The sequence below is a fragment of the Chelativorans xinjiangensis genome (assembly GCF_009812055.1).
GTDB lineage: Bacteria > Pseudomonadota > Alphaproteobacteria > Rhizobiales > Rhizobiaceae > Chelativorans > Chelativorans xinjiangense.
Genome location: NZ_WQNH01000005.1, coordinates 1 through 20799 on the forward strand (window position 1 = coordinate 1; position 20799 = coordinate 20799).

The window sequence follows — 20799 nt, forward strand, 5'->3', positions numbered from 1 at the left end:
TGACGTGCTTCCCGCTTTTCGGACCGTTCTGAGCTGGAATTTTCCAATTATGATCCCCGGATTGGGAGAGGGAGAATTCCATGAAAAAGTCGAAGTTTTCGGAGGCGCAGATCGCCTTCATCCTGCGTCAGGCCGATGAAGGCACGCCGGTGGCGGAGGTCTGTCGCAAGGCCGGCATTTCGGACGCCACGTTCTATAACTGGAAGAAGCGCTATGGCGGTCTGACCCCGTCGGAGGTGAGGCGCATGCGCCAGCTCGAGGACGAGAACAACCGGCTGAAGAAGATCGTCGCCGATCTGAGCCTCGACAAGGCGATGCTGCAGGACGTTCTCAAGCGAAAGCTCTAAGGCCTGCTCGCCGGCGCCGGCTTGTCGACGAGGTGCGGGAGGCCTGGAAGGTCTCGATCCGCCGCGCCTGCGCGACATTGCTGATCGACACGTCTCTGTATCACTACAAGTCGAAACGCGGCGAGCAGGCCGAACTCAAAGCCAGGATCAAGGAGATTGCCGAGACGCGCGTGCGCTACGGCTATCGGCGTGTGCATGTGCTGTTGCGGCGGGAGGGTTGGAACGTGAATGCCAAGCGGATCTACCGCCTTTACAAGGAGATGGGGCTTCAACTCAGGAACAAGACGCCGAAGCGAAGGGTGAAAGCCAGGTTGCGTGAGGACCGATCGGATGCCACGCATTCCAACCAGGTCTGGGCGATGGACTTCGTCCACGACCAGCTGGCGACGGGCCGCAAGATCCGCATTCTGACCGTTGTCGATACCTTCTCGCGTTTCTCGCCAGCGGTTGATCCGCGGTTCAGCTATCGCGGCGAGGATGTCGTAGTGACGCTGGAGCGGGCCTGTCGGCTGGTCGGCTATCCGAAGACGATCAGGGTCGATCAGGGTTCAGAGTTTATCTCCCGCGACCTCGACCTGTGGGCCTATCAGCGCGGTGTCGAGCTCGACTTCTCCCGCCCCGGAAAGCCCACCGACAACGCTTTCATCGAGTCGTTCAACGGCAAATTCCGGGCCGAATGCCTCAACGCCCACTGGTTCCTCAGCCTTGACGATGCCCGCTCAAAGATGGAGGAATGGCGTAAGGACTACAACACTGTCCGCCCGCACAGCGCGATCGGCAACAAGCCGCCGATTTCGCTCATGAAAGGCTCATCGGCGGCTGCGCCACCCTGAGCCAGACACCCCGGAAATTCCCGCCCGGGGCGATCCAAAGTCGGGAAGCACCTCAAATGAAAGGCTCATCGGCGGCTGCGCCACCCTGAGCCAGACACCCCGGAAATTCCCGCCCGGGGCGATCCAAAGTCGGGAAGCACCTCATTGCGTCGGCACCAGAAATTCAAACTGAAGTGCTTCTTGGGGAGCGAACGTTTCAGTTCGCACAATTGCCAATGCTTGACCTATCGGGAAGCTACGCCAGACGATGGCGTCATTGGGCTCGGTGTTTGTGGAGCAGCGTGCGGTAGCCGCCAGCTACAAGACCGAAGCCAGTGCGTACCCGGCGCATCACGACGTCGCGCAACGGCATCGACTTCCATGAAATCGCACTTTCGCGCTCTGCGCCGAACACCGCCTCCGCGATGTCCTGATATGTGGCGCCTGCCCGCCGGCCATCGATTGCCCGGAGCATTTCGATGAGATGGCACCTGCGCTGGGCCGTGAGGCGAATATCTGGTGTCGCTCGATGATGAACAAGAGCGTCGCGGAAGCGGAACAGCGCGTCGACGCGATCATGGAGAAGCGGATCGACGGGCGTGAGGACGGCTACAGGGCCGCGAGGTGCCTTGCCGTCAAGGGCAATGGCAGCGAAGCGCTCGCCGGCGAGGACGAAGCGGAGATAGAGGCCTTCCTCAGCCGATCTCGCACTGATCGGATCGACGGCGATCGTTGCCGTGATCAAGCCTGGCACGACTATCGGCGCCAGAAGGACTGCGGCCGGATCGACAGCGGGGCTCCAGAAGATGTCGGCATTCGTGGCGGGCAGGTCCGGAGGTATCGGGAAAGCGCAACCCCCAGTGCGCGTTCAGCGCCGCTACGGCTTGGTCATCCAACGGATCCGAGGCCGCGACTTCCTGCTGGTAGTCGGAATTGCGCCGGAGAAATTCCCAAGCGAGTTCCGCCGAGTTCAGGTCTTTCAGATATCGATATTTTTCGGCGTCCCGCCAATTCCCCCGCGCCACCATGCCGATTTCCTCCCCGACTCCGTGCAGTGGGTCCGCATGTCCATGGAAGATCGCGGCAAAATTGAATTCTGGATAGCGGGGCAACCGGCATATGGCGATGCGCCCTGTGCATCACCTCGGGCGTCTAGTGGTAGGCGGATCGCAGGAGGTCGCGGTAGCCATTCTCCGTCATCCACCGGGCGCGGGCGAGATGGGTTTCGTGAACCCGCATGGCGCGTTCGGGTTGCCTGTCGGGGTCGAGACCGAAGACCACGCGAACGACTTCACGCCAATGTGCGGCGTCCGCCTCGGCATCGAGCAATCGCAGATAGGTCTCGACATGGGCGCGGTCATAGTCTGTCAGATGCTCACTCTTCGGCGGTTCATCCAGGAAGTCGGTTCTGCCCATGTGCACTCCTGTGTCTCGGCGCGGTGCCGCAACTGGCTATGGTTAACGCAATCTCACCGGGATTGTAGAGGGGCACCGCGAAATCCCCGTGACGAAGACAGGGATCGCGCCATCGGCAGGTTCTTTGTCAGGCCGACGTTTCCTGATCCTGCCTCGCCGCAGCATGAACGATTATCACCCCTTCACCTCGGTCAGAGTTCAGGAGGACGACGCCATTCGCTTCAAGGGCGCGGCGAACCTGATCGCGCGTGCTTTCGTACACCCTCAGATCGTTCTCGGATTCGAGGCGCTTGAGAGCGGTCAGCGATATTCGGGCCTTATCAGCGAGCGTCTCCTGCGTCCAACCCAGCAACGCGCGCGCGGCCCGCGATTGTCGGGCGGTGATCATGCATGATCACCTCCTACAGTCACGAATGCGCACGCCAGAACTACGACTATTTTAGTCGCTCTTGGCGGGATTCGCCACTGAATTTTCCTTCTTTTACGGGTTGAAGCCGGGAAGTCGCCGGACTGATTCGGTTGCCCGACGGCTTTGGCCCCGCCCGGACTTGCCGGGCGGGGCTCGTGCGGGCCTCAGTCGCCATTGCGCCGGCTGGGGCGGGACCAGATGAGGCTGTAGCCGTCGCCGTCCTCGTCGTCGAAGAGATTGGCGTAGATCGGGGCGGTGAAGCTCGGATCGTCGAGCTTGAGGCCCAGATAGTCGCGGCCCTCGTTCGAGCGCTTGGACCAGGCGGCGCCGATCTCGGCGCGGCCGGCATAGACCCGGTGGCTGGGGGCGTTCTCGCCGCTCGCCTTGGTGTCGGGGACGATGCGGACATTGCGGGTCTGCAGGCTGAGGGTGACGATTTCGCCGGTGAATTCGTTGCCGGACTTCTTGAAGGTGCCGATGGTCGCCATGATTGAGTCTCCTTGATTTTGAGTTCGAGCCCGCACCATGCGGCCTCGATGGCGATCGGCAGGCCGAAGGCGATCGACGGCGCATCGCTTGCGACCGCAGCGTCAGCGGAGGATGGCGGCAGGGAAACTTTCTTGTCCCGCGAGGAATGGCGGCGCAGCCGGCAGGGGAAGAAAGTTGACCGGCGCCATTGCGGCAAAGGCGATCGAGGCGCAGCCGGCCTTCGGCCAGATCAAGCCATTGAAGAGGCCGATTGGAGCGGCCGACAACAACGATCGTGACAAGGAGACGATGGCGGCCCTGCGCGCATCGAGTCGTCTGGCACCGTCAGCGGCGGATCACATCGACCAGCAGACCCCTGTTCGTTTGGAACGGCACCGACGCCGCTAGCGGCAACCTCGAATCCAGCCATCGTCATACCGGCCGTGCACCCGGTGACGCAGTTCCAATGACCTGATGTGACGCGATAGTCGTGGGCGCGGCCCGACAATCCGATCCCGCCTTCCACGGTCCAACAAGGCGTGACAGCGGCACGATCACCTTCCGAACACCGCCTCGGCGCCTGGACGAGTCAGGCGCGCGCGATGCTCTGTCCCTGGGCCGCGGCCGCAGCGAGTGTTGTCAGCCGGATATAGGCTGTGATGCCGACGGCGAGACTGCCAATCAGGGAGAAGACGAACTGCCACACAGGCGACGGCACGGCGTGCTTGACGATGCCGTGCGTCGCATGAAACCCGGCAATCGCAGCCGGCACGACAAAGGCCAGGGCAAGGGCCGCGCGCAGCCATAGCGGGCGTACAAACATGAGGCCGGCCTGCAGGACCACGAGCGTAAGGAAGGCGGCGATGGCGCCGACGGCAATGCCGCCGGCAACGCCGGCGCCGGCATGATATGCCCACAGGCCGATAGTGACGCCGGCAAAAGCCGGTAGCGCGAATATGGCGAGGGTGAACAGCAGCCAGCAGCAGAAGCCGATGGCGACGATGCCGAGAAAAATGCTGAGGATCATCATGGTGGTGCCTCCGTGACGACTGATCGAACGGACGCGCCTCCACCACCACCATGGCGCACGAAAAGTATACTACATTTGCGATCGAGCTGCGAGCCAGAAGGTCCGCTCCTGACCCAACCAGTCATCGACACCTCGCTCGAACCACATGTTCAGCCAGAGACCGGCTCGTCCGCATGAGGCGCGGAAGCCTGATGAAGAGCGTCTCCTAAGGGCATCCTTCCAACCCTAACCGCATCACGCCGCCTGACGACGCAGCCGCACCACATCCTTGGACGGAGGCAGCCCGAACTGCCGGGCGTATTCCCTGCTGAACTGGTTCGGGCTCTCGTAGCCGACGCCGAAGGCCACCGCTGTAGCGTTTCCCTCTCCCGACATCAGAAGTGTCCGGGCATGCAGAAGACGGACCTGTTTCTGGTACTGAATCGGGCTGAGCGCCGTGACCGCCTTGAAGTGACGATGGAACGCGGAGACGCTTAGAGCTGCCATTTCGGCGAGCATTTCGACACGCAGCGGCTTTGCGAAGTTCTCACGAATCCACTGGATCGCGACGCCGATCCGCGACAGGGCAGCGTCGGGGGCCGCGATGTCCCGAAGCATCCAGCCGAGCGGCCCCTGCAGCACCCGGAACAGGATCTCCCTTTCGTAAGCGGGGGCAAGCACGGCGACCTCGTCCGGCCGGTCCATCAGCCGGAGCATCCGCACCCAGGCATCGAGAAACTCGTCGTTGACCGGCGCAACCGAGAAGCCCGATCCAAACAGCTTGCTGCAGACCCGAACGGGAAGGTCGCTAATCAGCGACGCGGCCGTCGGAGGATGAAGCGTCAGGCTGACCGCGAGATACGGCTCCCCGGAGGCCGACGGATGCACCGATCCCACGGCCGGAAGATCGACCGACATGACGAAATAGGTGGCGGGGTCATAGGCGAAGGTCCGTTCGCCGACCGTCATCGTCTTCGAGCCGGTCAGGATCAGGTTGATCATCGGCTCGTAGACGGCCGAAAGCCGGTGCTCCGGTATTTCGCCCTGGACCATGGCGACGCGGGGAATTCCTGTTTCCGTCCGGCGGTTTTCGGCTGACGAGGCCAGGCTGCGCAGTTCCTGAAGTTGCTTTTCCATGAGGGCGAAGGTGACAGCCTGAGGCCGGCTCCGCAAGCGCGAAGCAGAAATAGGCAAGTTTCAGAGAGAAATGGGTGAGCGCCAGAGATGGCGCGGGCCTAGCTTCAGGTCATACCGAACAGGGAAAGAAAAGCCCCATGAAGATCGTCATCATCACCGGAAGCAGCCGGGGCCTCGGAGCGAGCACCGCCGTCGAATGCGCCCGCAAGGGCATGGGCGTGGTCGTGACCTACAACGCCAATCCCGAAAAAGCAGAGAACGTCGTGAAGACGATCGTGCAGAGCGGTGGCAGGGCCGTGGCCCTGAAGCTCGACGTCGGAAACGTCGGTGCCTTCCCGGCGTTTCGTGACGCCGTCGCCGCCCAGCTGCAATCCGTCTGGGGTCGTGGCGATTTCGACTACCTCGTCAACAACGCCGGATACGGCCTCTTCAGTCCGATCGCCAAAGTGACGGAAGAACAGTTCGACGGACTGTTCAACGTCCACCTCAAAGGCCCGTTCTTCCTGACCCGGATCCTGCTGCCGATGATGGCGAACGGCGGCCAGATCATCAACATCACCAGCGCTACCTCGCGTGTGGCGACAGCAGGTGTCGCGCCCTATGCCTCCTTCAAAGGCGGTCTCGAAGTCCTGACCCGCTACATGGCCAAGGAGTTCGGCGGGCGGGGAATCAGGGCGAACTCGATCGCACCCGGTGCAATCCGCACCGAACTCGGCGGCGGCCTGAACGACGAGTTCGAGGCGATGCTCGCAGGCCAGACCGCGCTCGGCCGCGTCGGCGAACCCGAAGAGATCGGTGGGGTCGTCGCCAGTCTTCTGTCGAGCGAGAACCGCTGGATCAACGCCCAGAACATCGAAGTCGCGGGCGGCTACATCATCTGACCAAAGGAGAACAGCATGCTCGACCACGTCTTCATCTCCGTCAGCGACATCGCCCGTTCGATCGGCTTTTACGAGGCGGCGCTGGCGCCGCTCGGAATCGTCCATGCACATGACTACGAAGGGAAGGAAGGGCCTCCCGGCCATCCGGACCTGAAAGGTTTTGGGGCGAACGGCAGGGTGTTTTTCTGGCTTCGCGAAGGGGTTGTCGACGGCCGCTCGGCTCATGTCGGTTTCGTCGCCAAAGGCGCCGCCCAAGTCGATGCCGCCTATGACGCTGCGATCACCGCGGGCGCAACCGAGATCCATCCGCCCGGCCCGCAGCTTCACTACGACCCACGCTATTACGCCGCGCAGGTTCGCGACCCCGATGGCTACAGCCTCGAATTCGTCTACAAGGAATGGCAGCACTGACATGACAAAACTGATGATCTATGGCGCGACCGGCTATACCGGCCGCATGGCGGCAGAGCATGCGAAGGCGGCAGGCACGCCTCTCGTTGTCGCAGGTCGCAGCAAAGCGCCCCTCTCCAGGCTTGCCGCCGAGCTCGGCGTTGAATACCGGGTGTTCGGCCTCGACGACACCGCGGCGATCGACAATGGCCTTGCCGATGTTTCGGTCCTGCTGAACAGCGCCGGTCCTTTCCTGCGGACCGCCGAAGCCCTGATGCGGGCGTCGCTCCGCAACGGCGTACACTATCTCGACACTGCAGCCGAACTCGACAGCTACCGTCAGGCCGAAGACCTGGACAACGAGGCGAAGGCAGCAGGGATCATGCTGATGCCAGGCGGTGGTGGCAGCGTCGCAATGCTCGGCAGCCTAGCCGGACACGCTGTCGGGAAGGTCCGCGACCCCCGCAAAATCAGGATCGCGCTGCATGTCGCAGGTGGTCTCTCGCGCGGGTCGGCGATCAGCGCCATGGAAAATGTCACCACCCAGACCCTGGTTCGTATCGACGGCAAGCTCGTCAGCGCTCCTGCCGAGGGCATTCGGAAATTCGACTTCGGCAAGGGTGCGGTCGACTGTTTCCCGGTGACACTTCCCGATCTCATCACGATCTGGCGGTCGACGGGCGTCCCTGATGTCGAGACCTTCGTGCATGTGACAGGCGACGGCTTTCCGCAGGGCGATCTCTCCCTGCTTCCGGATGGGCCGAGTGAAGAGGATCGTCTCGCGAACCGATACCAGGCGGCCGTCGAAGTCACCGACGCGGAAGGCCAGGTGACCCGTTCGCTTCTCGACACGGTCAACGGCTACACCTTCACCGCGATGGCTGCGGCCGAAGCTGGCCGCCGTGCGCTCGCAGGCGAAGTCCGCCCCGGCTTCCAGACGCCCGCCGTTCTGTTCGGAAGCGGCTTCGCTCAGACCATCGCCGACACCACGATCGTCGACATCTGAGGAACGCACCATGCAGAAGCTCGTCGAATCCTTCATCGCGACCGCAAACGCCTTCGATGTCGGGAGTACGCTGTCCCTGTTCGCTCCCGATGCCGTCATCAACGATGTTTCGGTCGGCGACGCCTTCGTCGGCAGGAACGGCGTCCGGATCTATTTCGAGCGGTTCTTCGTTGGTTACAACACCGCAAGCAGGCTGCTGTCCATCGACAAGGTGGACGACTTCAACGCGACCGTCCGCCTCGATTTTACGGGAGATTTCGGCCACGAGGTAGGCATCCTCAAGATGGCGATCAATTCTGAGGGCCTGATCGAGCGCATCGACGCCGATCTCGAATAACAGATCCATAAACAGCTTCACCGAAACAACGAACATCTGCGCCGAAGGCGCCGATACCGGAGAAGGCTTGCATCCCGCGAGCCTCTGGCATGAGAAGGAGTACGTTCATGACAACCTCGACATCTCTCACTCAAGAGGCCGCTGACAAGCTGGCTGTGGTCGAAGCGCTGTATCGCTTCGCGGCTGGTATCGACCTTCGCGACAAGGAGCTTCTCGCGTCCTCACTCGCAGAAAACGCGGTCTCGGACTTCCGGCCGGCCGGTGCCAAGGCCGGGTTCGAATATCCGGTCATCGAAGGCCGGGATGTCATCGTTGCGGCCCTGTCGACGTCGCTCAGCACGCTGGACACGACCCATTCCGTCAGCAATCCGCGTGTGACCATCGACGGCGACACGGCACGCATGGATGTGCTCGTGGAAGCCCAGCACGTTCCCCGCAGCGATCCCTCGCGTCATTATCTGATGAAGAACCGCTACGACGTCGAGCTGATCCGGGCAGGCGATGTCTGGGTCATCACGCGCAATACCGTCGACAATGTCTGGCGGACGGGCGACCCAGCTGTCTTGTCGGTCGTGTAGGCCGGGGCAACGAAACAGTAGCTATAGAGCGGTGGCGGGAACTGAGTCCCGCCGCTGCTCTTGCAAGCATGCCCGTCCTTATCGCGCTGCCGGTGGAAGAGCCGAGTCGGGTCATCAGCGTTGATCCTTTGCCTTGTAGCGTCTGGGGCTATCCCGAGGTGTATGACCGCTTCTGGCGCGACGCTGCCATGCACGCCGGTTCATTCGAACCGCCAAACCGGGATGCCGAGCTTCCTGGCCTTGTCGCCGAGGTTCTCCTGGATGCCGGTGCCGGGAAAGACCATGACGCCGATTGGCAGGACATTGAGCATCTGGTCGTTGCGCTTGAAAGGTGCGGCGCGGCCGTGCTTCGTCCAGTCGGGCGCGAAACCGATCTGGGGCACGTTGCGGTGATCGGCCCAGCGGGCGGCGATCTTCTCGGCGCCTTTCGGTGACTTGCCGTGCATCAGCACCATGTCGGGGTGCTTGGCATGGACCTGGTCGAGTTTGTCCCAGATCAGCCGGTGGTCGTTGAAGTCGAGCCCGCCGGTGAGGGCGACCTTCGGTCCATCGGGCAGGAGCACTTGCGCGTCGGCGCGTTTCCGGGCGGCGATGAAGTCGCGGCTATCGATCATGGCCGATGTCAGCGCGCGATGGTTGACCCGTGATCCGGTTCGCGGTGACCAGGGCGTGCCGGTGGTGCGAAGATAGTGCTCGGCGGCACTTTCGCGGAAGACTTCCAGGCTGTCGCGGCGTTCGATGAGGCTCTTGCCGACCTCGATCAACCGCTCGAGCTCGACGGCTTTGACTTCCGAACCGTCCTGTTCCCGCTGCCGGCGCTTCTGCGCCTGCTCGTTGTCATCGAGCTTGCGTTCCACCCGGTCGACGGCGCGGTGAAAGCTGTTGACGGTCGACCAGAGCAGGTCGTCGAGGTCGAAATCGAGCGCTGTGTCGGCCATCGTGGCGATGAGGGCGTCGAAGATGTCGGAGACGGCGCCTTCGATGGTGCGATCTTCAGGGACGGGTCTCGGGTCCGGCGTGTTCTCGTCGTGGTGATAGCCGTAGAGCTGCAGTTCGCTCAGCGCGTGGTCGGTCGGAGAGGCTTCGTGGTGGGGCTCGAAGGTGTCGTCGTCTTCATGCGCCATGGGGATGCTCCCTTTGTCGGTTGGCCGCGCCCGCCGCGGCCTTCATGGCGCCGCAAGACGGCGGGCGGGCCGGGCCTGCACCCGGAAGCGCGAGCGGACGGGCCGGAGCGTGAGCGGAGGATGCCGGAGGCCGACGATTTTGCTTCGCGATGGAAAGGCCCGCAGGGCCGCCGGAAAATCGTCGGCCGCAGCCATTGTCGGCCCGGCCCGGCTGCCGTCCGGTCGCCCTCTGAAGAAGGCCGGGGCGCGGCCCTCTGCGACATCGATGGGAGCGCCCGCGCGTGACGGCGGCGATACCGACCCCGCCACGCCGCTTCCCGTTCAGGCCAACTGAGCGGTCTTCAGAAAGCGTGCGACATCCTGCGGGGCGAGTTGGATCCGAACCGATGCCGTGAACGCATCCAGTCCGCGCAGCCGCAGATCCTCGTTGAGATCGCCCAGCATCGGCGCGATGGTCAGCGTTTCGATCCCCTCGGCCTCGGCGCGTGCACCCAGGCTGTCACGCGCCTCTTCGCCTGCCGGATCGTCATCGCGCACGATATAGAGACGGCGCAGCGTGACCGGGAGTGCGAGGGCGGCGAGATGGGCAGCGGAAAGCGCTGCCGCCATCGGCATGTCGGACAGGACGCATCGCAGCGACAGCATGGTCTCGATGCCTTCGCCGGCGGCCATGACCTCGCCCGCCACGCCGAAGCGCACCGCGTGGCCGAGGAGGTCGCCCATTGCCCGTCGCGGGGTGTCGATTGGCGCCTTGCCGAGCCTCGCCTCGCTGAACCCGTTCGGATCGAGCCAGGTGCGATGGGCGCCCGTCTGGTGTCCATCGAGATCGGTGACCGACGCGATCACGGCCGGCCAGGTCTCGGTCGGCGCATGCTCGTCGGGCCGGTAGTAGCAGCGCGGATGGAAGCGCAGCGATCCGGTTCCGTGCAAAGCCGTAATGCCGCGATTACGGAAATACGATTCTGCGAGCGTGCCCCTGATTGGCCGAGCCATCGAAAACAGCCGCTTCGCTGCGAGCGGCGAGCCCGTTGGTGCGGGTGCCTTCCGTCGATGTGATGTTGCCGGTTCTGGTTCAGGATGCGGGAGCGCGAGGAAGCGCCGTGCCTCATCGGCCACGTCCTTGAATTCGACAAGGCCGCAGCTTTCGCGGATGACATCGAGGAGATCGCCATGCTCGCCGGTGGCCGCGTCGGTCCACTTGCCGGCCGCGCCTTTGCCGGATTCGGGCCCGACGAGGCGCACGAACATCGAGCGTCCCGGCGCATTGCGAACGTCACCCACCATCCAGTAGCGGCCCTCGCGCCGCCCGCTGGAAAGATACTCGCGGCACACGGCCTCGGCCTGCCGGCCGAGACGGTGTGCGAGTTCAGATGCGTCGCGGGTCATCATGCAGCCTCCCGCTCGGTGATGCGCTGGATCGGAAAGCGCTCCAGCAGCCTGGCGAGAATCGCGGCGCCGGAAACGTCGGTCGGAACGAACAGGCGGAACTTCCAGGAGATGATCTCGCCGAACAGGCCATAGGCCTTGAGACGATCGCGCATCGTGTCGGTAAAGCCGGTGAGCTCGATGCGGTTGGCGCCCATGACGCGGGCGCGGCGAAGTTGCAATCCCTCGGCAAGGTCGAGTACCGTGCGGCCGTCCATCAGCGCGGCGAAGGCGTCGTCCGGGGCGAGCGTCGTCGTGCCGGTAGTGGTGGCGGTCGCGGCCCAGGCCGGAGAGACCTTGCAGCCGATGATCCGCTCGCCGTCATCGGTCTGCAGCCGGTAGACGCGCGTCGACTCGTTCGGCAGGCGCTTCCAGATCGGCAACAGGAGGCCGACGACCATGTGGATGGTGCTGTCGGTGAACTCGGGCACCGACGCGACTTCCGCCTCCCAGGCCTTCGTGAACGTGGCGCGATCGGCCTCCATCCAATGGGTGTCACCCATCATCGCAACCGGCACGTTCGTCGCCTCCATCGGCCGGATCAGCCGCACACGCCGCTCGACCGAGCCGTCATCATTGATGAGGCTGGTGGTGGGCACGCGCACCGCGGCGCGACCAGAGCGCTCATTGACCAGCAGGCAGGAGCGAGGATCGGCGAGATGGTCGAGCGCGTCATCGAGCATGACCGGCCGGTTGCGCTCACGCTGGGCGATGGTCAGCAGCGTCGTCACCGCGCCAGTCGCGGCATGGGTATGGATGGCCTGACGCTCGAGGACCGTGAAACGTTCCGCGCGCAGTGTCTCCAGTCCGACGTCGTAGGTGCCGCTGGTGATGGCGCCTTCGATCCGCGCCGCGAGAAGCTGCTCGAAGCGCGCGAACAGGATGTTCTGCAGATCGATGGTGAGCGCCAGGAGCCGGTTGAGGAAGGTGGTGATCGGCGGCAACTCGTCCTTGATGCCATTGGCGTCGGTCAGCTTGAGGCCGGTTGACTCCTCGAAGGTTTGCAGCGGGCATCCCTCGACCTTGCCGGCGACGATCAGCAGATAGAGCCGGCGCAGCGCGTCGCGCGCATAGGGGCTTTCGAGATTGTCCTCGGCGCGAAACAGGCCCTGACCGCCGGTCTGGCGCTGGCCGCGTGTTATCGCGCCGAGCGTGTCGAGGCGGCGGGCGATGGTCGAGAGGAAGCGCTTTTCTGCCTTCACGTCGGTGGCGACCGGCCGGAAGAGCGGCGGCTGCGCCTGGTTGGTGCGGTTGGTGCGCCCCAGGCCCTGGATCGCGGCATCGGCTTTCCAGCCTGGCTCCAGCAGATAGTGGACGCGCAGCCGCCGGTTCTTCGCCGCGAGATCGGCATGGTAGGAGCGCCCGGTCCCGCCGGCGTCCGAAAAGACCAGGATACGCTTGGCGTCGTCCATGAAGGCGGCGGTCTCGGCGAGGTTGGCGGCGACGGCGCGGCCTTCCACGGCAAGGCGGTCACCCTTGCGGACGATGCGGCGCGAGCGGCCGGTCACCTCGGCCACCTCATCGGTGCCGAAGCGCTGGACGATCTGGTCGAGCGCGCCGGGCACGGGCGGCATCGAAGCGAGTTTTTCGATCAGCCGGTCGCGCCGGGCGACGGCCTCGCGGCTTTCGACGGGCTGGCCGTCGCGGAACACCGGCCGCGAGCACAGATTGCCCTCGCTGTCGGTGAAAGGCTCATAGAGCTGCACCGGAAAGGAATGCGCCAGATAGTCGAGCACATATTCACGCGGCGTGATGTCGACCTGGACATCGTTCCAGTCCTCGGTCGGGATCTCGGCGAGACGCCTTTCCATCAGGGCCTCGCCGGTCGAGACGATCTGGATGACGGCGGCATGGCCAGCGGCGAGGTCGGCGTCGATGGAAGCGATCAGCGACGGCGTTTTCATCGCCGTGATGAGATGATTGAAGAAGCGCTGCTTGGCGCTCTCGAAGGCGGAGCGGGCGGTGGATTTGGCCTGTGCGTTCAGCGTGCCTTCGCTGCCCGTGACGTTGGTCGCCCGCATGGCCGCGTCGAGATTGTTGTGAATGATCGTGAAGGCGCCGGCATAGGCGTCATAGATGCGCCGCTGCTCGTCGGTGAGCTGGTGCTCGAGCAGCTCATATTCGACGCCTTCATAGGAGAGCGAGCGAGCCTGATAGAGGCCGAGCGCCTTCAGATCCCGAGCCAGCACCTCCATCGCCGCGACCCCACCGACCTCGATCGCTTCGACGAATTCCGCGCGGGTGGCGAAGGGGAAGTCCTTTCCGCCCCACAGGCCGAGCCGCTGGGCGTAGGCGAGATTGTGTACCGTGGTGGCGCCGGTCGCCGAGACATAGACCACGCGCGCATCGGGCAATGCGTGCTGCAGGCGCAGCCCGGCGCGGCCCTGCTGCGAGGCGGCCTGGTCGCCGCGCTCGCCTTTCGATCCGGCGGCATTCTGCATGGCGTGGCTTTCGTCGAAAATGATCACTCCATCGAAGTCCTTTCCCAACCAATCGACGATCTGCCGGACGCGGGAAACCTTCGATCCGCGCTCGTCGGAGCGCAGCGTGGCGTAGGTCGTAAAAAGGATGCCTTGCGAGAGGCGGATCGGCGTGCCCTGTCGAAAGCGCGACAGCGGCGTGACCAGGAGTCGCTCTTGTCCGAGCGCCGACCAGTCGCGCTGCGCGTCCTCGATCAGCTTGTCGGACTTGGACACCCAGACTGCGCGGCGGCGGCCTTTGAGCCAGTTGTCGAGCAGGATGCCGGCGACCTGGCGGCCCTTACCCGCGCCGGTGCCGTCGCCGAGAAACCAGCCGCGCCGAAAGCGAACGGCGCCGTCCTGATCGTCGGCGGCCGCGGTGACGACATCGCAGGTCTCATCGACGGTCCAGGCGGCGGCGAGATGCTGACTGTGGGCTTCGCCCGCATAGATCACGCTTTCGAGCTGGGCGTCGGACAGAACACCATTCGCAATGAGGTCCGGCGGCAGATGCGGACGATAGCTCGGCCTGGGCGGGGCGACCGAGGCCATGGCCGCCGATTGCACGAGCTTGGTCGGATGCGCCTGAGACCCGGGAATACGGATCGACTGAAGCGCGTAAGCCTCATACAGCGCATCGGTGAGTCGCGTGCCTTCAGGCGGTGCCCAGTCGACGGTCTCGTAGTCGACCGTCACGCCCTCCTGTGCGGACAGGATTGGCGCCGGCGTGGTATCGACCCGCCTGGAGTTCGCTCCGTTCAGGGGAGCCGGGCGGTTCATATGCGCGGAGCTTGTCGGCAGCGTCACGAGCGGACGCGGCGGCACTAGCGCCTGGACCCAGGCGAGCAGCGTGGCCGCATCGGCAGCAACGCCGGGCGATGCCGGGAACACGGCCGGATCGTCGGCCGGGATCTTGTCGATCACCGTCAGTCGCGTGTCGATGGTCGTGCCGTGCCGAACGTAAACCGCGCCATCGATGGCGGCTGTGAAGACGATGCGGCCGCTTTCCTGCAGGCGGACGAAGGCGTCCCGCCATCTGGGCGCATCGGGCGCGAAGCTGGCGCCGGTGATGGCGACGAACCGCCCGCCGGGCGCCAGACGCGCCAGCGCCGAGGCGACATGGCGATAGGTGGCGTCAGCCACGCGTCCCGACACGTTTGCCATCGCCGAGAATGGCGGGTTCATCAGCGCGACGCTGGGCACGGCGGCGGCGTCCAGATAATCATCGATCTGGGCCGCGTCGAAGCGTGTGACGGACAGAGCCGGAAAGAGAGAGGACAGGAGATCCCCGCGTGTCTCGGCGAGTTCGTTGAGATGGAGGCTGCCTCCGGCGATCTCGGCGAGAATGGCGAGCAGGCCAGTGCCGGCGGACGGCTCCAGCACGATGTCGTCGGCCGTGATGGCGGCGGCGGTCGCCGCGGCGAAGCCCAGGGCGAGCGGCGTCGAGAATTGCTGGAAGGCCTCGCTCTCTTCGGAGCGGCGCGTGTGCGAGGGCAGAAGATCGGCGATCTTCGCGAGCAGCGGCATCGCAGCTGCCGGAGATCCGGCTTTACGCAGAAGCGCCTTTCCGTACTTGCGCAGGAACAGGACCGCCGCGCCCTCGCAGGCATCGTAAGCGGTCTTCCAGTCCCATGCGCCATCAGTGTCGGAGCCGCCGAACGCGACGTCCATTGCGGCGCGCAGGACCGGTGCATCGATGAGACGACCCTGTTCGAGATGCGGCAAGAGAAGGCGAGCAGCCTCGGCCAGGGAGGGCGTGGAATTGGCCGGGACGAGCGGTTGGGCGGCGCTGGCGAGCGCCGCCGTCGAAGCAAGCTGTGTCATGGGGAGAACCTCGGGAGAGCGGGAACGGGACGAGCCGGCCAGCGCTCTCTCTCGGACCGCACCGGCTCAAACCCGTCCCGGCCTGCCTCTCCCTCTCACGGCGCCTCCGGCACCGGTGGGAGATAGGCGTCGTAGGGGTTGCCCTCGGCGAGATGTCCGAACGGCGTGAAGAGGAATTCCTCGCCGTCCCGGCCGACGGCGCAGACGACGTAGCGCGGAGCGCCAGTCGCGGCGTCGGTGCATTCGAGCAAGGCGAGATTGCCATCGGCCGCCGCGCGCAGGAGCGTCTGGAAATTGGCGCGGGCATGGGCGGGAATGCTCATGGTCGGCCTCCCTTGATGGTATCGTCGAACCAGCCATGCGTGCCGATCCAGGCGACCGAGTCGCGTCGGCCAAGGTCGAGCACATGCGCGCCGCCGCCGAAGGTGTTCACCCGCGGACGCGAGCAGGTGTTCGCCCATTGAAATCCCCAGTGACCGGTGAGCGCGAAGGCGTCCGCGCAGCGCAGAACGAAGTCGATGACGCGTTGCGGATCGCCGGTGCCGTCGTCCCGCATCCAGAGTTTTGAGCCTCCGTGGGCGGGATCGAGCGACAGCAGAAAGCCATCGGAAGGTGGATCTTCCGCAGCACCTTCCGCACAAAGATCATTGTACAAATCCAGCGCGCGGGCGGCGTTGCCGGGCGTGCCAACATCGAGCAGGCACGAGAAGTGCGTGAAATAGTCAGCCATGACGGCCTCCTGAAACGAGAAAGCCCGGCGCGATGGCCGGGCTCGAATTGCGGATTGGGGGTGAGCGGCTAGTAGCCGAAGCGCCAGGACGGCCAGGGCTGGCCGTCGTCGGCGCGCTTGACGGCCTCGTCGAGATAGGTCGGGTCGCCTTCGACAAGGGTGGGATCGCGCACGGGGGTTTCGTCGATCACCGTGACGGCGCTGACGATGCCGTCCTCGACCTCGACATGGAGGGGCACGAGGAACTGGAAAACGACGCGGCGCGTGCGATGTGCGTGTTCGCTATTCATGGAAACGTCTCCTGAAACGAAAGCGCCCGGCGCGACGGCCGGGCGATAGAGATGGTGGGAAGAGCGGCGGGACGGCTGGCGCCGCCCCGCCCTCGGTTCATTCGGCCGCGACCGGCTGCGGATCGCCGTCGGCGTCGGCGTCCTCGTCCTCGGCGAGGAACGCCGGAAGCGCATCTGAGTCGGCCCCGTCATCGCCGGCGTTGACGTCATCGGGCGTGGAGAGGCGCAGCGGCTCGGGAAGCCAGCCGCTGTCGGCGAGCAGCCGTTCGGCCTCCTTCGCCATGTCCGGCTTCTTCAGATGGTCGATGAGCTGTGCGGTCTCCTCGCCCTTGGCCTCGCGGACCGCTTCGAGAATGCGGGGCTTGGTCACGCGGCCGAAATAGTTGTCGACCGTCGGCCGCCAGCCGACCTCGACCATATCGAGCCCCACTGCGCGGGCCAGCCGATCCGCCTCGTGGATGCGCTGCTGCACGCCGTGAAACGTCGGACCCGCACCGTAGGGATTGGCCTTCTCGTAAAGCGCGTTCACGCCAAACGAGACGCAATGGGCGAGTAGCGTCAGGCGGCTTGCCTCGTCGAGACCGTCGATCTTCTCCCAGAGCGCCTCGTCATCGGACGGCAGGTCGGCCTGCCATGCCTCCTGCCGCTCCTCAACGGATTTGGCGGACAGGCTGTCCTTCAGATCGGTGGCCTGAACGGGGAAGAAGACGTGGCGAACGGACGCTTCGAGGCAACCGGTCGCGGAGACATGGCGGAAAGTGTCGCGCACCAGCTTGTGGAGGAGCGCCGTCATCGCGACATGCGGATTGTTCGCCAGCGTGTCCCGCAGGGCAAGCGTGCGATGCGCGGTGAGCTCGATCACGAGCCGCTCGGGCAGCGGCTTAACCGTGTCTTCCTCCTCATCCGGGCTCTCGGCCTCACCGCCCACGGTGATCACCGTACGCTGCACGGCACCGTCGCGATCGGTTGCCGTGTTTCCATCGACGCCCGCGCCGGTGTCGTCATCGGTCTCGAGCGCCTCGTCCTCGGGACGGACATAGCCGCGATCGACCGAAAGCTGCCCATCGTGCCGAATGCTGACGAAGGTTCCGGCACGCTCGATCTCGGCAGGATCGTAGCGCATCGGCCGATCCTCAAAGGCCTCCAGCGCCGCCTCGATCTCGCCGAGCCGCTCATCCACCTCGTCGGGCAGTTCGTCGGCCGCGGCATATTCGGCTTCGAGCCGGTCGAACTCCTCACGCAGGGCCTCACGACTGGCACGCTCCTCGTCGGTCAGATCGACCGGCGTGCCGCCGAGCTGCCGGAGCCCATGCGTATGGCCGTAAGGGAAATCGGCCGCGACCTCGATCCACTTCCAGCCTTCCTCGGCGATGGTTTCTGCCTCGAGCTTGAGCTTGTCGGCGACGAGCCGTTCGAGCAGCGGCACGTCTTCGATCCAGCCACCGTCATCGTCCTGAAAGAGGTCACGCATGACGGTGCCGCCGGCTTCTTCATAGGCATCGACCGTGAGGAAGCGCACACGCCGGTCGGACACGCGGACGGTGTTCTCGGTCAGCATGCGGCGGATCTGATAGGGTTCCTTCGACCAGCCATGCTCGATCGCCTCCCAGACCTGCTCCTGGCGGGCGGGATCGGCGGAAACGGTGAAGGCCATGAGCTGTTCCAGCGTCATGCCGTCCTCGGCATAGAGGTCGAGCAGCTTTTCGGAGACGGAGACGAGCTTGAGCCGCTGCTTGACGATGTTGACAGAGACGAAGAAGCGCGCGGCGATCTCTTCCTCGCTCAGACCTTGCTCGCGGAGGGTCCGAAAGGCGCGGAACTGATCGAGCGGATGCAGCGGCGCGCGCTGGACGTTCTCGACCAGGGAATCCTCCTCGGCCGAAATGTCGGTGCTGCCCTCGCGCACGATGCAGGGCACCGGCGTGGTCTTGGCGAGACGCTTCTTCTTGGCGAGCAGTTCGAGCGCCCGGTAGCGGCGGCCGCCGGCGGGAATCTCGAACATGCCCGTCTCGTTGCCGTCGTTGTCCACGACCGGCCTGACATTGAGGCTCTGCAGGAGGCCGCGATGGGCGATGTCCTCGGCGAGCTCTTCGATCGAGACGCCGGCCTTGACCCGCCGGACGTTGGCTTGGCTGAGCACCAGCTTGTTGAAGGGAATATCGCGCGAGGACGACAGGGTGACTTTTTGACTGGCAGTTGCCATGGTGAGTTACTCCGCGACAGGCGCCGAGAGCCTCTCTCTCGGCTTCCAACCCGTCACGGAAAAGGGCGCAGCCCTCTCACTCTACTATCCGGCACTGCTCGTTCAGCCCACGGCCCGAAATATCTCCGACCGGACATCCCAACGCGTTGCCACGTCAACATCCACTTCTCAATTCGTATCGGAGCGGGCGGCGACGCCGAGCCACTCGGAAGAGCTAGCTGCCTTCCGTTCTCGGTTCCGGGAATACGAGCTCCCACAAATGACCGTCGGGATCGGAAACGTAACCCGTGTACCCTCCCGACATTTCATCCATCGCGGCCTTCCCTGGCACGGAGCCGCCATGCATGGGCGCAGCCTCCAGCATCGCATCGACCGCCTCCCTGGTCTCCATCGCGCAGCTGATCGCCATGCCAGCATTTGCGCCTGGAAGCTGCGCGTCCCGTCCGGCTTTCCTGCTGTAGGTCTCGAAGGCGTCTTTCTCCATAAGGAACAGGGATAGGTTGGGGAGTTCGAGAGCGATGATCCCCTCTTCAATCTCCGCGTCGCGATATCCGAACACGTTCCGATAGTATGCGAGGGTCCGGTCCGGGTCGCTGACGGGCAGGCAGAGGACGGTCGTTCTTATCTTCGCTTGGCTTGGTTCCATGTTTCTTCCTTTCGTTTCGGGATGTGTCGCTCCTCCGCACGTTCCGGGATCGCAAACGCCGCTGCTGACCTAGGCGGTTCCGAACAAGACCTTGCGTCCATCGGGGTCGATGACCGTGACCGTCACGTCGTCCTCGGCGATCGGAATGACATTGAGGCGATCGAGACGCGCCCGGAATTCTCGCAGGTCGTCGATCTTGAAGTAGATGTGCGTGAGATTGGACTCCGCCACCGGCGGATAGGCATAGTCCGCAAAGAGCTTGGCGTCGTGGATGGCGATCTGGATGCCGTCGCGATCCAGTTTCCAATAGATATACTGACCGGGTTCACCCACGCTTTCGAAATCCAGTAAGCCGATGTCATCATAGAATCTGGCCGTTTTCTCCGGGTCTCGAGACGTGAGAAAAATGCCGCGAAAGGATGGGGTCATGAGCGCGGCTCCTTGTCTGCGGCCAAACCGAGAATGTTCGCATAGGCGTCGTGGAGGTCTTGCCAGCCATAGTCTATGGCCGCGCCTCCAACGATAGGTCCGACGGGACGCCCATCGAGGAAGCGGTCCAGCACGTCGATGCACAGGTGCCACCCCCCGGCGAAACGTGCGATGTACTCGGGCGTCTTGGTGAGATGCCGCAATGTCAGCCGGGTGCCGTCACCCTCGGGTTCGAGTTCCCAGGTGAGCACATCGTCGCCCCAGCTGTAACGCAATAGCCGGGCGGGCTCAGCGGTAAGGACTTCTGCCGCGCTTTCCTCCGCCCGTTCGCGATCCGTCGTGCGCAGCGTGAAGGGGCCGACCGTTGCAATGTCGCGATCGGCAACGAACGGCATCCATTCGATCTGCTCCTTCGGCTGCGTGAGTGCGCGCCAGACCTTTTCGGGCGCGTGAGCAAGGTTGCGCCGGAAGATCAACGTCGCCTCGCCGTCGCCGATTTCTCGGTCGACATCGGCGAGCGGACCCGGCTCGAAATCCTTGCGTGTCATTCATTCCTCCATCTTGTCGAGGTGCCGTTCCAGGGCGTCCAGCGACCGAGTCCACATCGCCCGATAGGGGGCCAGCCACTCGTCGATGGCCCTGACCCGTTCGAGTTCAAGCCGGTATATGCGCCGCTGCGCCGCGACCTTACTGCTCACGAAGCCGGCCTCGCGCAGGACCTTCAGATGCTTGGAAACGCTGGGCTGCGACAGATCGAGCCTTTCGACGAGTTCTGACACGCTGGTCTCGCCCATACGCAACTGGTCAAGAATATTGCGTCGCGCGGGCTCGGCCAGAACTGAGAACGGGTCTTGATGCATGGTAATTATATGCCTGTCG

The 20799-nt window shown here is 64.4% G+C and carries 25 protein-coding genes; 7 read left to right on the forward strand and 18 right to left on the reverse strand.

Annotated features, from left to right (window positions below; genetic code table 11):
* Nucleotides 1–80 precede the first annotated feature (80 nt).
* Nucleotides 81–1180 (forward strand): IS3 family transposase gene (locus GM910_RS05260; protein WP_159586474.1). Its coding sequence is split into 2 segments (ribosomal slippage): nucleotides 81–342 and nucleotides 342–1180, totalling 1101 coding nucleotides; the frame shifts between segments, so codons are not numbered across the junction.
* A gap of 253 nt (nucleotides 1181–1433) precedes the next feature.
* Here the strand turns inward: GM910_RS05260 and GM910_RS05265 are convergent.
* From GM910_RS05265 to GM910_RS05280, 5 genes are all read right to left on the reverse strand, one after another.
* Nucleotides 1434–1913: a DUF2285 domain-containing protein gene (locus GM910_RS05265; protein WP_246225854.1), complete on the reverse strand. Its 480-nt coding sequence runs from the start codon at nucleotides 1911–1913 to the stop codon at nucleotides 1434–1436.
* Nucleotides 1855–2187 (reverse strand): transcriptional regulator domain-containing protein, encoded by a 333-nt coding sequence (locus GM910_RS27130; protein WP_246225855.1) that lies wholly within the window; start codon nucleotides 2185–2187, stop codon nucleotides 1855–1857. The genes GM910_RS05265 and GM910_RS27130 overlap by 59 nt, the downstream gene beginning before the upstream one ends.
* A gap of 124 nt (nucleotides 2188–2311) precedes the next feature.
* Nucleotides 2312–2575, reverse strand: a complete 264-nt coding sequence (locus GM910_RS05270) for a DNA -binding domain-containing protein (RefSeq protein ID WP_159586475.1) — start codon at nucleotides 2573–2575, stop codon at nucleotides 2312–2314.
* Between the two features lie 127 nt (nucleotides 2576–2702).
* The gene (locus GM910_RS05275; RefSeq protein WP_159586476.1) at nucleotides 2703–2963 is read right to left on the reverse strand and encodes a helix-turn-helix domain-containing protein; all 261 of its coding nucleotides are present in this window, start codon (nucleotides 2961–2963) and stop codon (nucleotides 2703–2705) included.
* 185 nt (nucleotides 2964–3148) lie between these two features.
* On the reverse strand, nucleotides 3149–3472 hold the full coding sequence (locus tag GM910_RS05280) for a DUF736 domain-containing protein (protein ID WP_159586477.1): 324 nt from the start codon (nucleotides 3470–3472) through the stop codon (nucleotides 3149–3151).
* 175 nt (nucleotides 3473–3647) lie between these two features.
* On the opposite strand from GM910_RS05280, the gene GM910_RS05290 reads away from it, so the two are divergent.
* A complete protein-coding gene (locus tag GM910_RS05290; RefSeq protein WP_159586478.1) occupies nucleotides 3648–3860 on the forward strand; it encodes a hypothetical protein in 213 nt (70 codons plus the stop codon).
* 181 nt (nucleotides 3861–4041) lie between these two features.
* On the opposite strand, the gene GM910_RS05295 is transcribed toward GM910_RS05290, so the two are convergent.
* Both GM910_RS05295 and GM910_RS05300 read right to left on the reverse strand, forming a co-directional pair.
* A complete protein-coding gene (locus GM910_RS05295; protein WP_159586479.1) occupies nucleotides 4042–4482 on the reverse strand; it encodes a hypothetical protein in 441 nt (146 codons plus the stop codon).
* Nucleotides 4483–4716: 234 nt separating this feature from the next.
* On the reverse strand, nucleotides 4717–5598 hold the full coding sequence (locus GM910_RS05300) for an AraC family transcriptional regulator (protein ID WP_159586480.1): 882 nt from the start codon (nucleotides 5596–5598) through the stop codon (nucleotides 4717–4719).
* A gap of 137 nt (nucleotides 5599–5735) precedes the next feature.
* On the opposite strand from GM910_RS05300, the gene GM910_RS05305 reads away from it, so the two are divergent.
* From GM910_RS05305 to GM910_RS05325, 5 genes are all read left to right on the forward strand, one after another.
* Nucleotides 5736–6479 (forward strand): SDR family NAD(P)-dependent oxidoreductase, encoded by a 744-nt coding sequence (locus GM910_RS05305; protein WP_159586481.1) that lies wholly within the window; start codon nucleotides 5736–5738, stop codon nucleotides 6477–6479.
* A 15-nt stretch (nucleotides 6480–6494) separates the two neighbouring features.
* The gene (locus tag GM910_RS05310; RefSeq protein ID WP_159586482.1) at nucleotides 6495–6890 is read left to right on the forward strand and encodes a VOC family protein; all 396 of its coding nucleotides are present in this window, start codon (nucleotides 6495–6497) and stop codon (nucleotides 6888–6890) included.
* A gap of 1 nt (nucleotide 6891) precedes the next feature.
* On the forward strand, nucleotides 6892–7875 hold the full coding sequence (locus tag GM910_RS05315; RefSeq protein WP_159586483.1) for a saccharopine dehydrogenase family protein: 984 nt from the start codon (nucleotides 6892–6894) through the stop codon (nucleotides 7873–7875).
* Nucleotides 7876–7885: 10 nt separating this feature from the next.
* Nucleotides 7886–8212: a nuclear transport factor 2 family protein gene (locus GM910_RS05320; RefSeq protein ID WP_159586484.1), complete on the forward strand. Its 327-nt coding sequence runs from the start codon at nucleotides 7886–7888 to the stop codon at nucleotides 8210–8212.
* Between the two features lie 107 nt (nucleotides 8213–8319).
* Complete coding sequence (locus tag GM910_RS05325; RefSeq protein WP_159586485.1) at nucleotides 8320–8790, forward strand: nuclear transport factor 2 family protein; 471 nt, start codon at nucleotides 8320–8322, stop codon at nucleotides 8788–8790.
* Between the two features lie 200 nt (nucleotides 8791–8990).
* On the opposite strand, the gene GM910_RS05330 is transcribed toward GM910_RS05325, so the two are convergent.
* From GM910_RS05330 to GM910_RS05380, 11 genes are all read right to left on the reverse strand, one after another.
* Nucleotides 8991–9914 (reverse strand): DUF2493 domain-containing protein, encoded by a 924-nt coding sequence (locus GM910_RS05330; RefSeq protein WP_159586486.1) that lies wholly within the window; start codon nucleotides 9912–9914, stop codon nucleotides 8991–8993.
* A gap of 321 nt (nucleotides 9915–10235) precedes the next feature.
* Entirely contained in the window at nucleotides 10236–11300 is a 1065-nt protein-coding gene (locus GM910_RS05335) for a DUF7146 domain-containing protein (RefSeq protein ID WP_201285413.1), read from the reverse strand.
* Nucleotides 11300–15622, reverse strand: a complete 4323-nt coding sequence (locus tag GM910_RS05340; protein ID WP_159586488.1) for a strawberry notch family protein — start codon at nucleotides 15620–15622, stop codon at nucleotides 11300–11302. Before GM910_RS05340 ends, GM910_RS05335 begins: the two co-directional genes overlap by 1 nt.
* A gap of 95 nt (nucleotides 15623–15717) precedes the next feature.
* Entirely contained in the window at nucleotides 15718–15945 is a 228-nt protein-coding gene (locus tag GM910_RS05345; protein ID WP_159586489.1) for a DUF6117 family protein, read from the reverse strand.
* Complete coding sequence (locus GM910_RS05350) at nucleotides 15942–16352, reverse strand: hypothetical protein (RefSeq protein WP_159586490.1); 411 nt, start codon at nucleotides 16350–16352, stop codon at nucleotides 15942–15944. The genes GM910_RS05345 and GM910_RS05350 overlap by 4 nt, the downstream gene beginning before the upstream one ends.
* A 68-nt stretch (nucleotides 16353–16420) precedes the next feature.
* Nucleotides 16421–16642 carry a hypothetical protein gene (locus tag GM910_RS05355; protein WP_159586491.1) on the reverse strand — a complete coding sequence of 74 codons (222 nt, stop codon included), beginning with the start codon at nucleotides 16640–16642 and terminating at the stop codon, nucleotides 16421–16423.
* 97 nt (nucleotides 16643–16739) lie between these two features.
* Complete coding sequence (locus GM910_RS05360; RefSeq protein WP_159586492.1) at nucleotides 16740–18845, reverse strand: ParB/RepB/Spo0J family partition protein; 2106 nt, start codon at nucleotides 18843–18845, stop codon at nucleotides 16740–16742.
* Between the two features lie 214 nt (nucleotides 18846–19059).
* On the reverse strand, nucleotides 19060–19491 hold the full coding sequence (locus GM910_RS05365; RefSeq protein ID WP_159586493.1) for a VOC family protein: 432 nt from the start codon (nucleotides 19489–19491) through the stop codon (nucleotides 19060–19062).
* 69 nt (nucleotides 19492–19560) lie between these two features.
* Entirely contained in the window at nucleotides 19561–19824 is a 264-nt protein-coding gene (locus tag GM910_RS05370; protein ID WP_246225856.1) for a VOC family protein, read from the reverse strand.
* 92 nt (nucleotides 19825–19916) lie between these two features.
* Nucleotides 19917–20468: an SRPBCC domain-containing protein gene (locus GM910_RS05375; protein WP_159586495.1), complete on the reverse strand. Its 552-nt coding sequence runs from the start codon at nucleotides 20466–20468 to the stop codon at nucleotides 19917–19919.
* Entirely contained in the window at nucleotides 20469–20780 is a 312-nt protein-coding gene (locus GM910_RS05380) for an ArsR/SmtB family transcription factor (RefSeq protein WP_159586496.1), read from the reverse strand. It abuts the gene before it with no gap.
* Nucleotides 20781–20799 lie beyond the last annotated feature (19 nt).

What these genes read in the sequence shown, in the direction of transcription:
- GM910_RS05325 (WP_159586485.1), top strand. Translation starts at nt 8,320, where the DNA reads ATGACAACCTCGACATCTCTCACTCAAGAGGCCGCTGACAAGCTGGCT.
- GM910_RS05380 (WP_159586496.1), bottom strand. Translation starts at nt 20,780, where the DNA reads ATGCATCAAGACCCGTTCTCAGTTCTGGCCGAGCCCGCGCGACGCAAT.
- GM910_RS05340 (WP_159586488.1), bottom strand. Translation starts at nt 15,622, where the DNA reads ATGACACAGCTTGCTTCGACGGCGGCGCTCGCCAGCGCCGCCCAACCG.
- GM910_RS05295 (WP_159586479.1), bottom strand. Translation starts at nt 4,482, where the DNA reads ATGATGATCCTCAGCATTTTTCTCGGCATCGTCGCCATCGGCTTCTGC.
- GM910_RS27130 (WP_246225855.1), bottom strand. Translation starts at nt 2,187, where the DNA reads ATGGTGGCGCGGGGGAATTGGCGGGACGCCGAAAAATATCGATATCTG.
- GM910_RS05310 (WP_159586482.1), top strand. Translation starts at nt 6,495, where the DNA reads ATGCTCGACCACGTCTTCATCTCCGTCAGCGACATCGCCCGTTCGATC.
- GM910_RS05375 (WP_159586495.1), bottom strand. Translation starts at nt 20,468, where the DNA reads ATGACACGCAAGGATTTCGAGCCGGGTCCGCTCGCCGATGTCGACCGA.
- GM910_RS05300 (WP_159586480.1), bottom strand. Translation starts at nt 5,598, where the DNA reads ATGGAAAAGCAACTTCAGGAACTGCGCAGCCTGGCCTCGTCAGCCGAA.
- GM910_RS05345 (WP_159586489.1), bottom strand. Translation starts at nt 15,945, where the DNA reads ATGAGCATTCCCGCCCATGCCCGCGCCAATTTCCAGACGCTCCTGCGC.
- GM910_RS05315 (WP_159586483.1), top strand. Translation starts at nt 6,892, where the DNA reads ATGACAAAACTGATGATCTATGGCGCGACCGGCTATACCGGCCGCATG.
- GM910_RS05330 (WP_159586486.1), bottom strand. Translation starts at nt 9,914, where the DNA reads ATGGCGCATGAAGACGACGACACCTTCGAGCCCCACCACGAAGCCTCT.
- GM910_RS05365 (WP_159586493.1), bottom strand. Translation starts at nt 19,491, where the DNA reads ATGGAACCAAGCCAAGCGAAGATAAGAACGACCGTCCTCTGCCTGCCC.
- GM910_RS05335 (WP_201285413.1), bottom strand. Translation starts at nt 11,300, where the DNA reads ATGACCCGCGACGCATCTGAACTCGCACACCGTCTCGGCCGGCAGGCC.
- GM910_RS05305 (WP_159586481.1), top strand. Translation starts at nt 5,736, where the DNA reads ATGAAGATCGTCATCATCACCGGAAGCAGCCGGGGCCTCGGAGCGAGC.
- GM910_RS05270 (WP_159586475.1), bottom strand. Translation starts at nt 2,575, where the DNA reads ATGGGCAGAACCGACTTCCTGGATGAACCGCCGAAGAGTGAGCATCTG.
- GM910_RS05320 (WP_159586484.1), top strand. Translation starts at nt 7,886, where the DNA reads ATGCAGAAGCTCGTCGAATCCTTCATCGCGACCGCAAACGCCTTCGAT.
- GM910_RS05275 (WP_159586476.1), bottom strand. Translation starts at nt 2,963, where the DNA reads ATGATCACCGCCCGACAATCGCGGGCCGCGCGCGCGTTGCTGGGTTGG.
- GM910_RS05280 (WP_159586477.1), bottom strand. Translation starts at nt 3,472, where the DNA reads ATGGCGACCATCGGCACCTTCAAGAAGTCCGGCAACGAATTCACCGGC.
- GM910_RS05360 (WP_159586492.1), bottom strand. Translation starts at nt 18,845, where the DNA reads ATGGCAACTGCCAGTCAAAAAGTCACCCTGTCGTCCTCGCGCGATATT.
- GM910_RS05350 (WP_159586490.1), bottom strand. Translation starts at nt 16,352, where the DNA reads ATGGCTGACTATTTCACGCACTTCTCGTGCCTGCTCGATGTTGGCACG.
- GM910_RS05355 (WP_159586491.1), bottom strand. Translation starts at nt 16,642, where the DNA reads ATGAATAGCGAACACGCACATCGCACGCGCCGCGTCGTTTTCCAGTTC.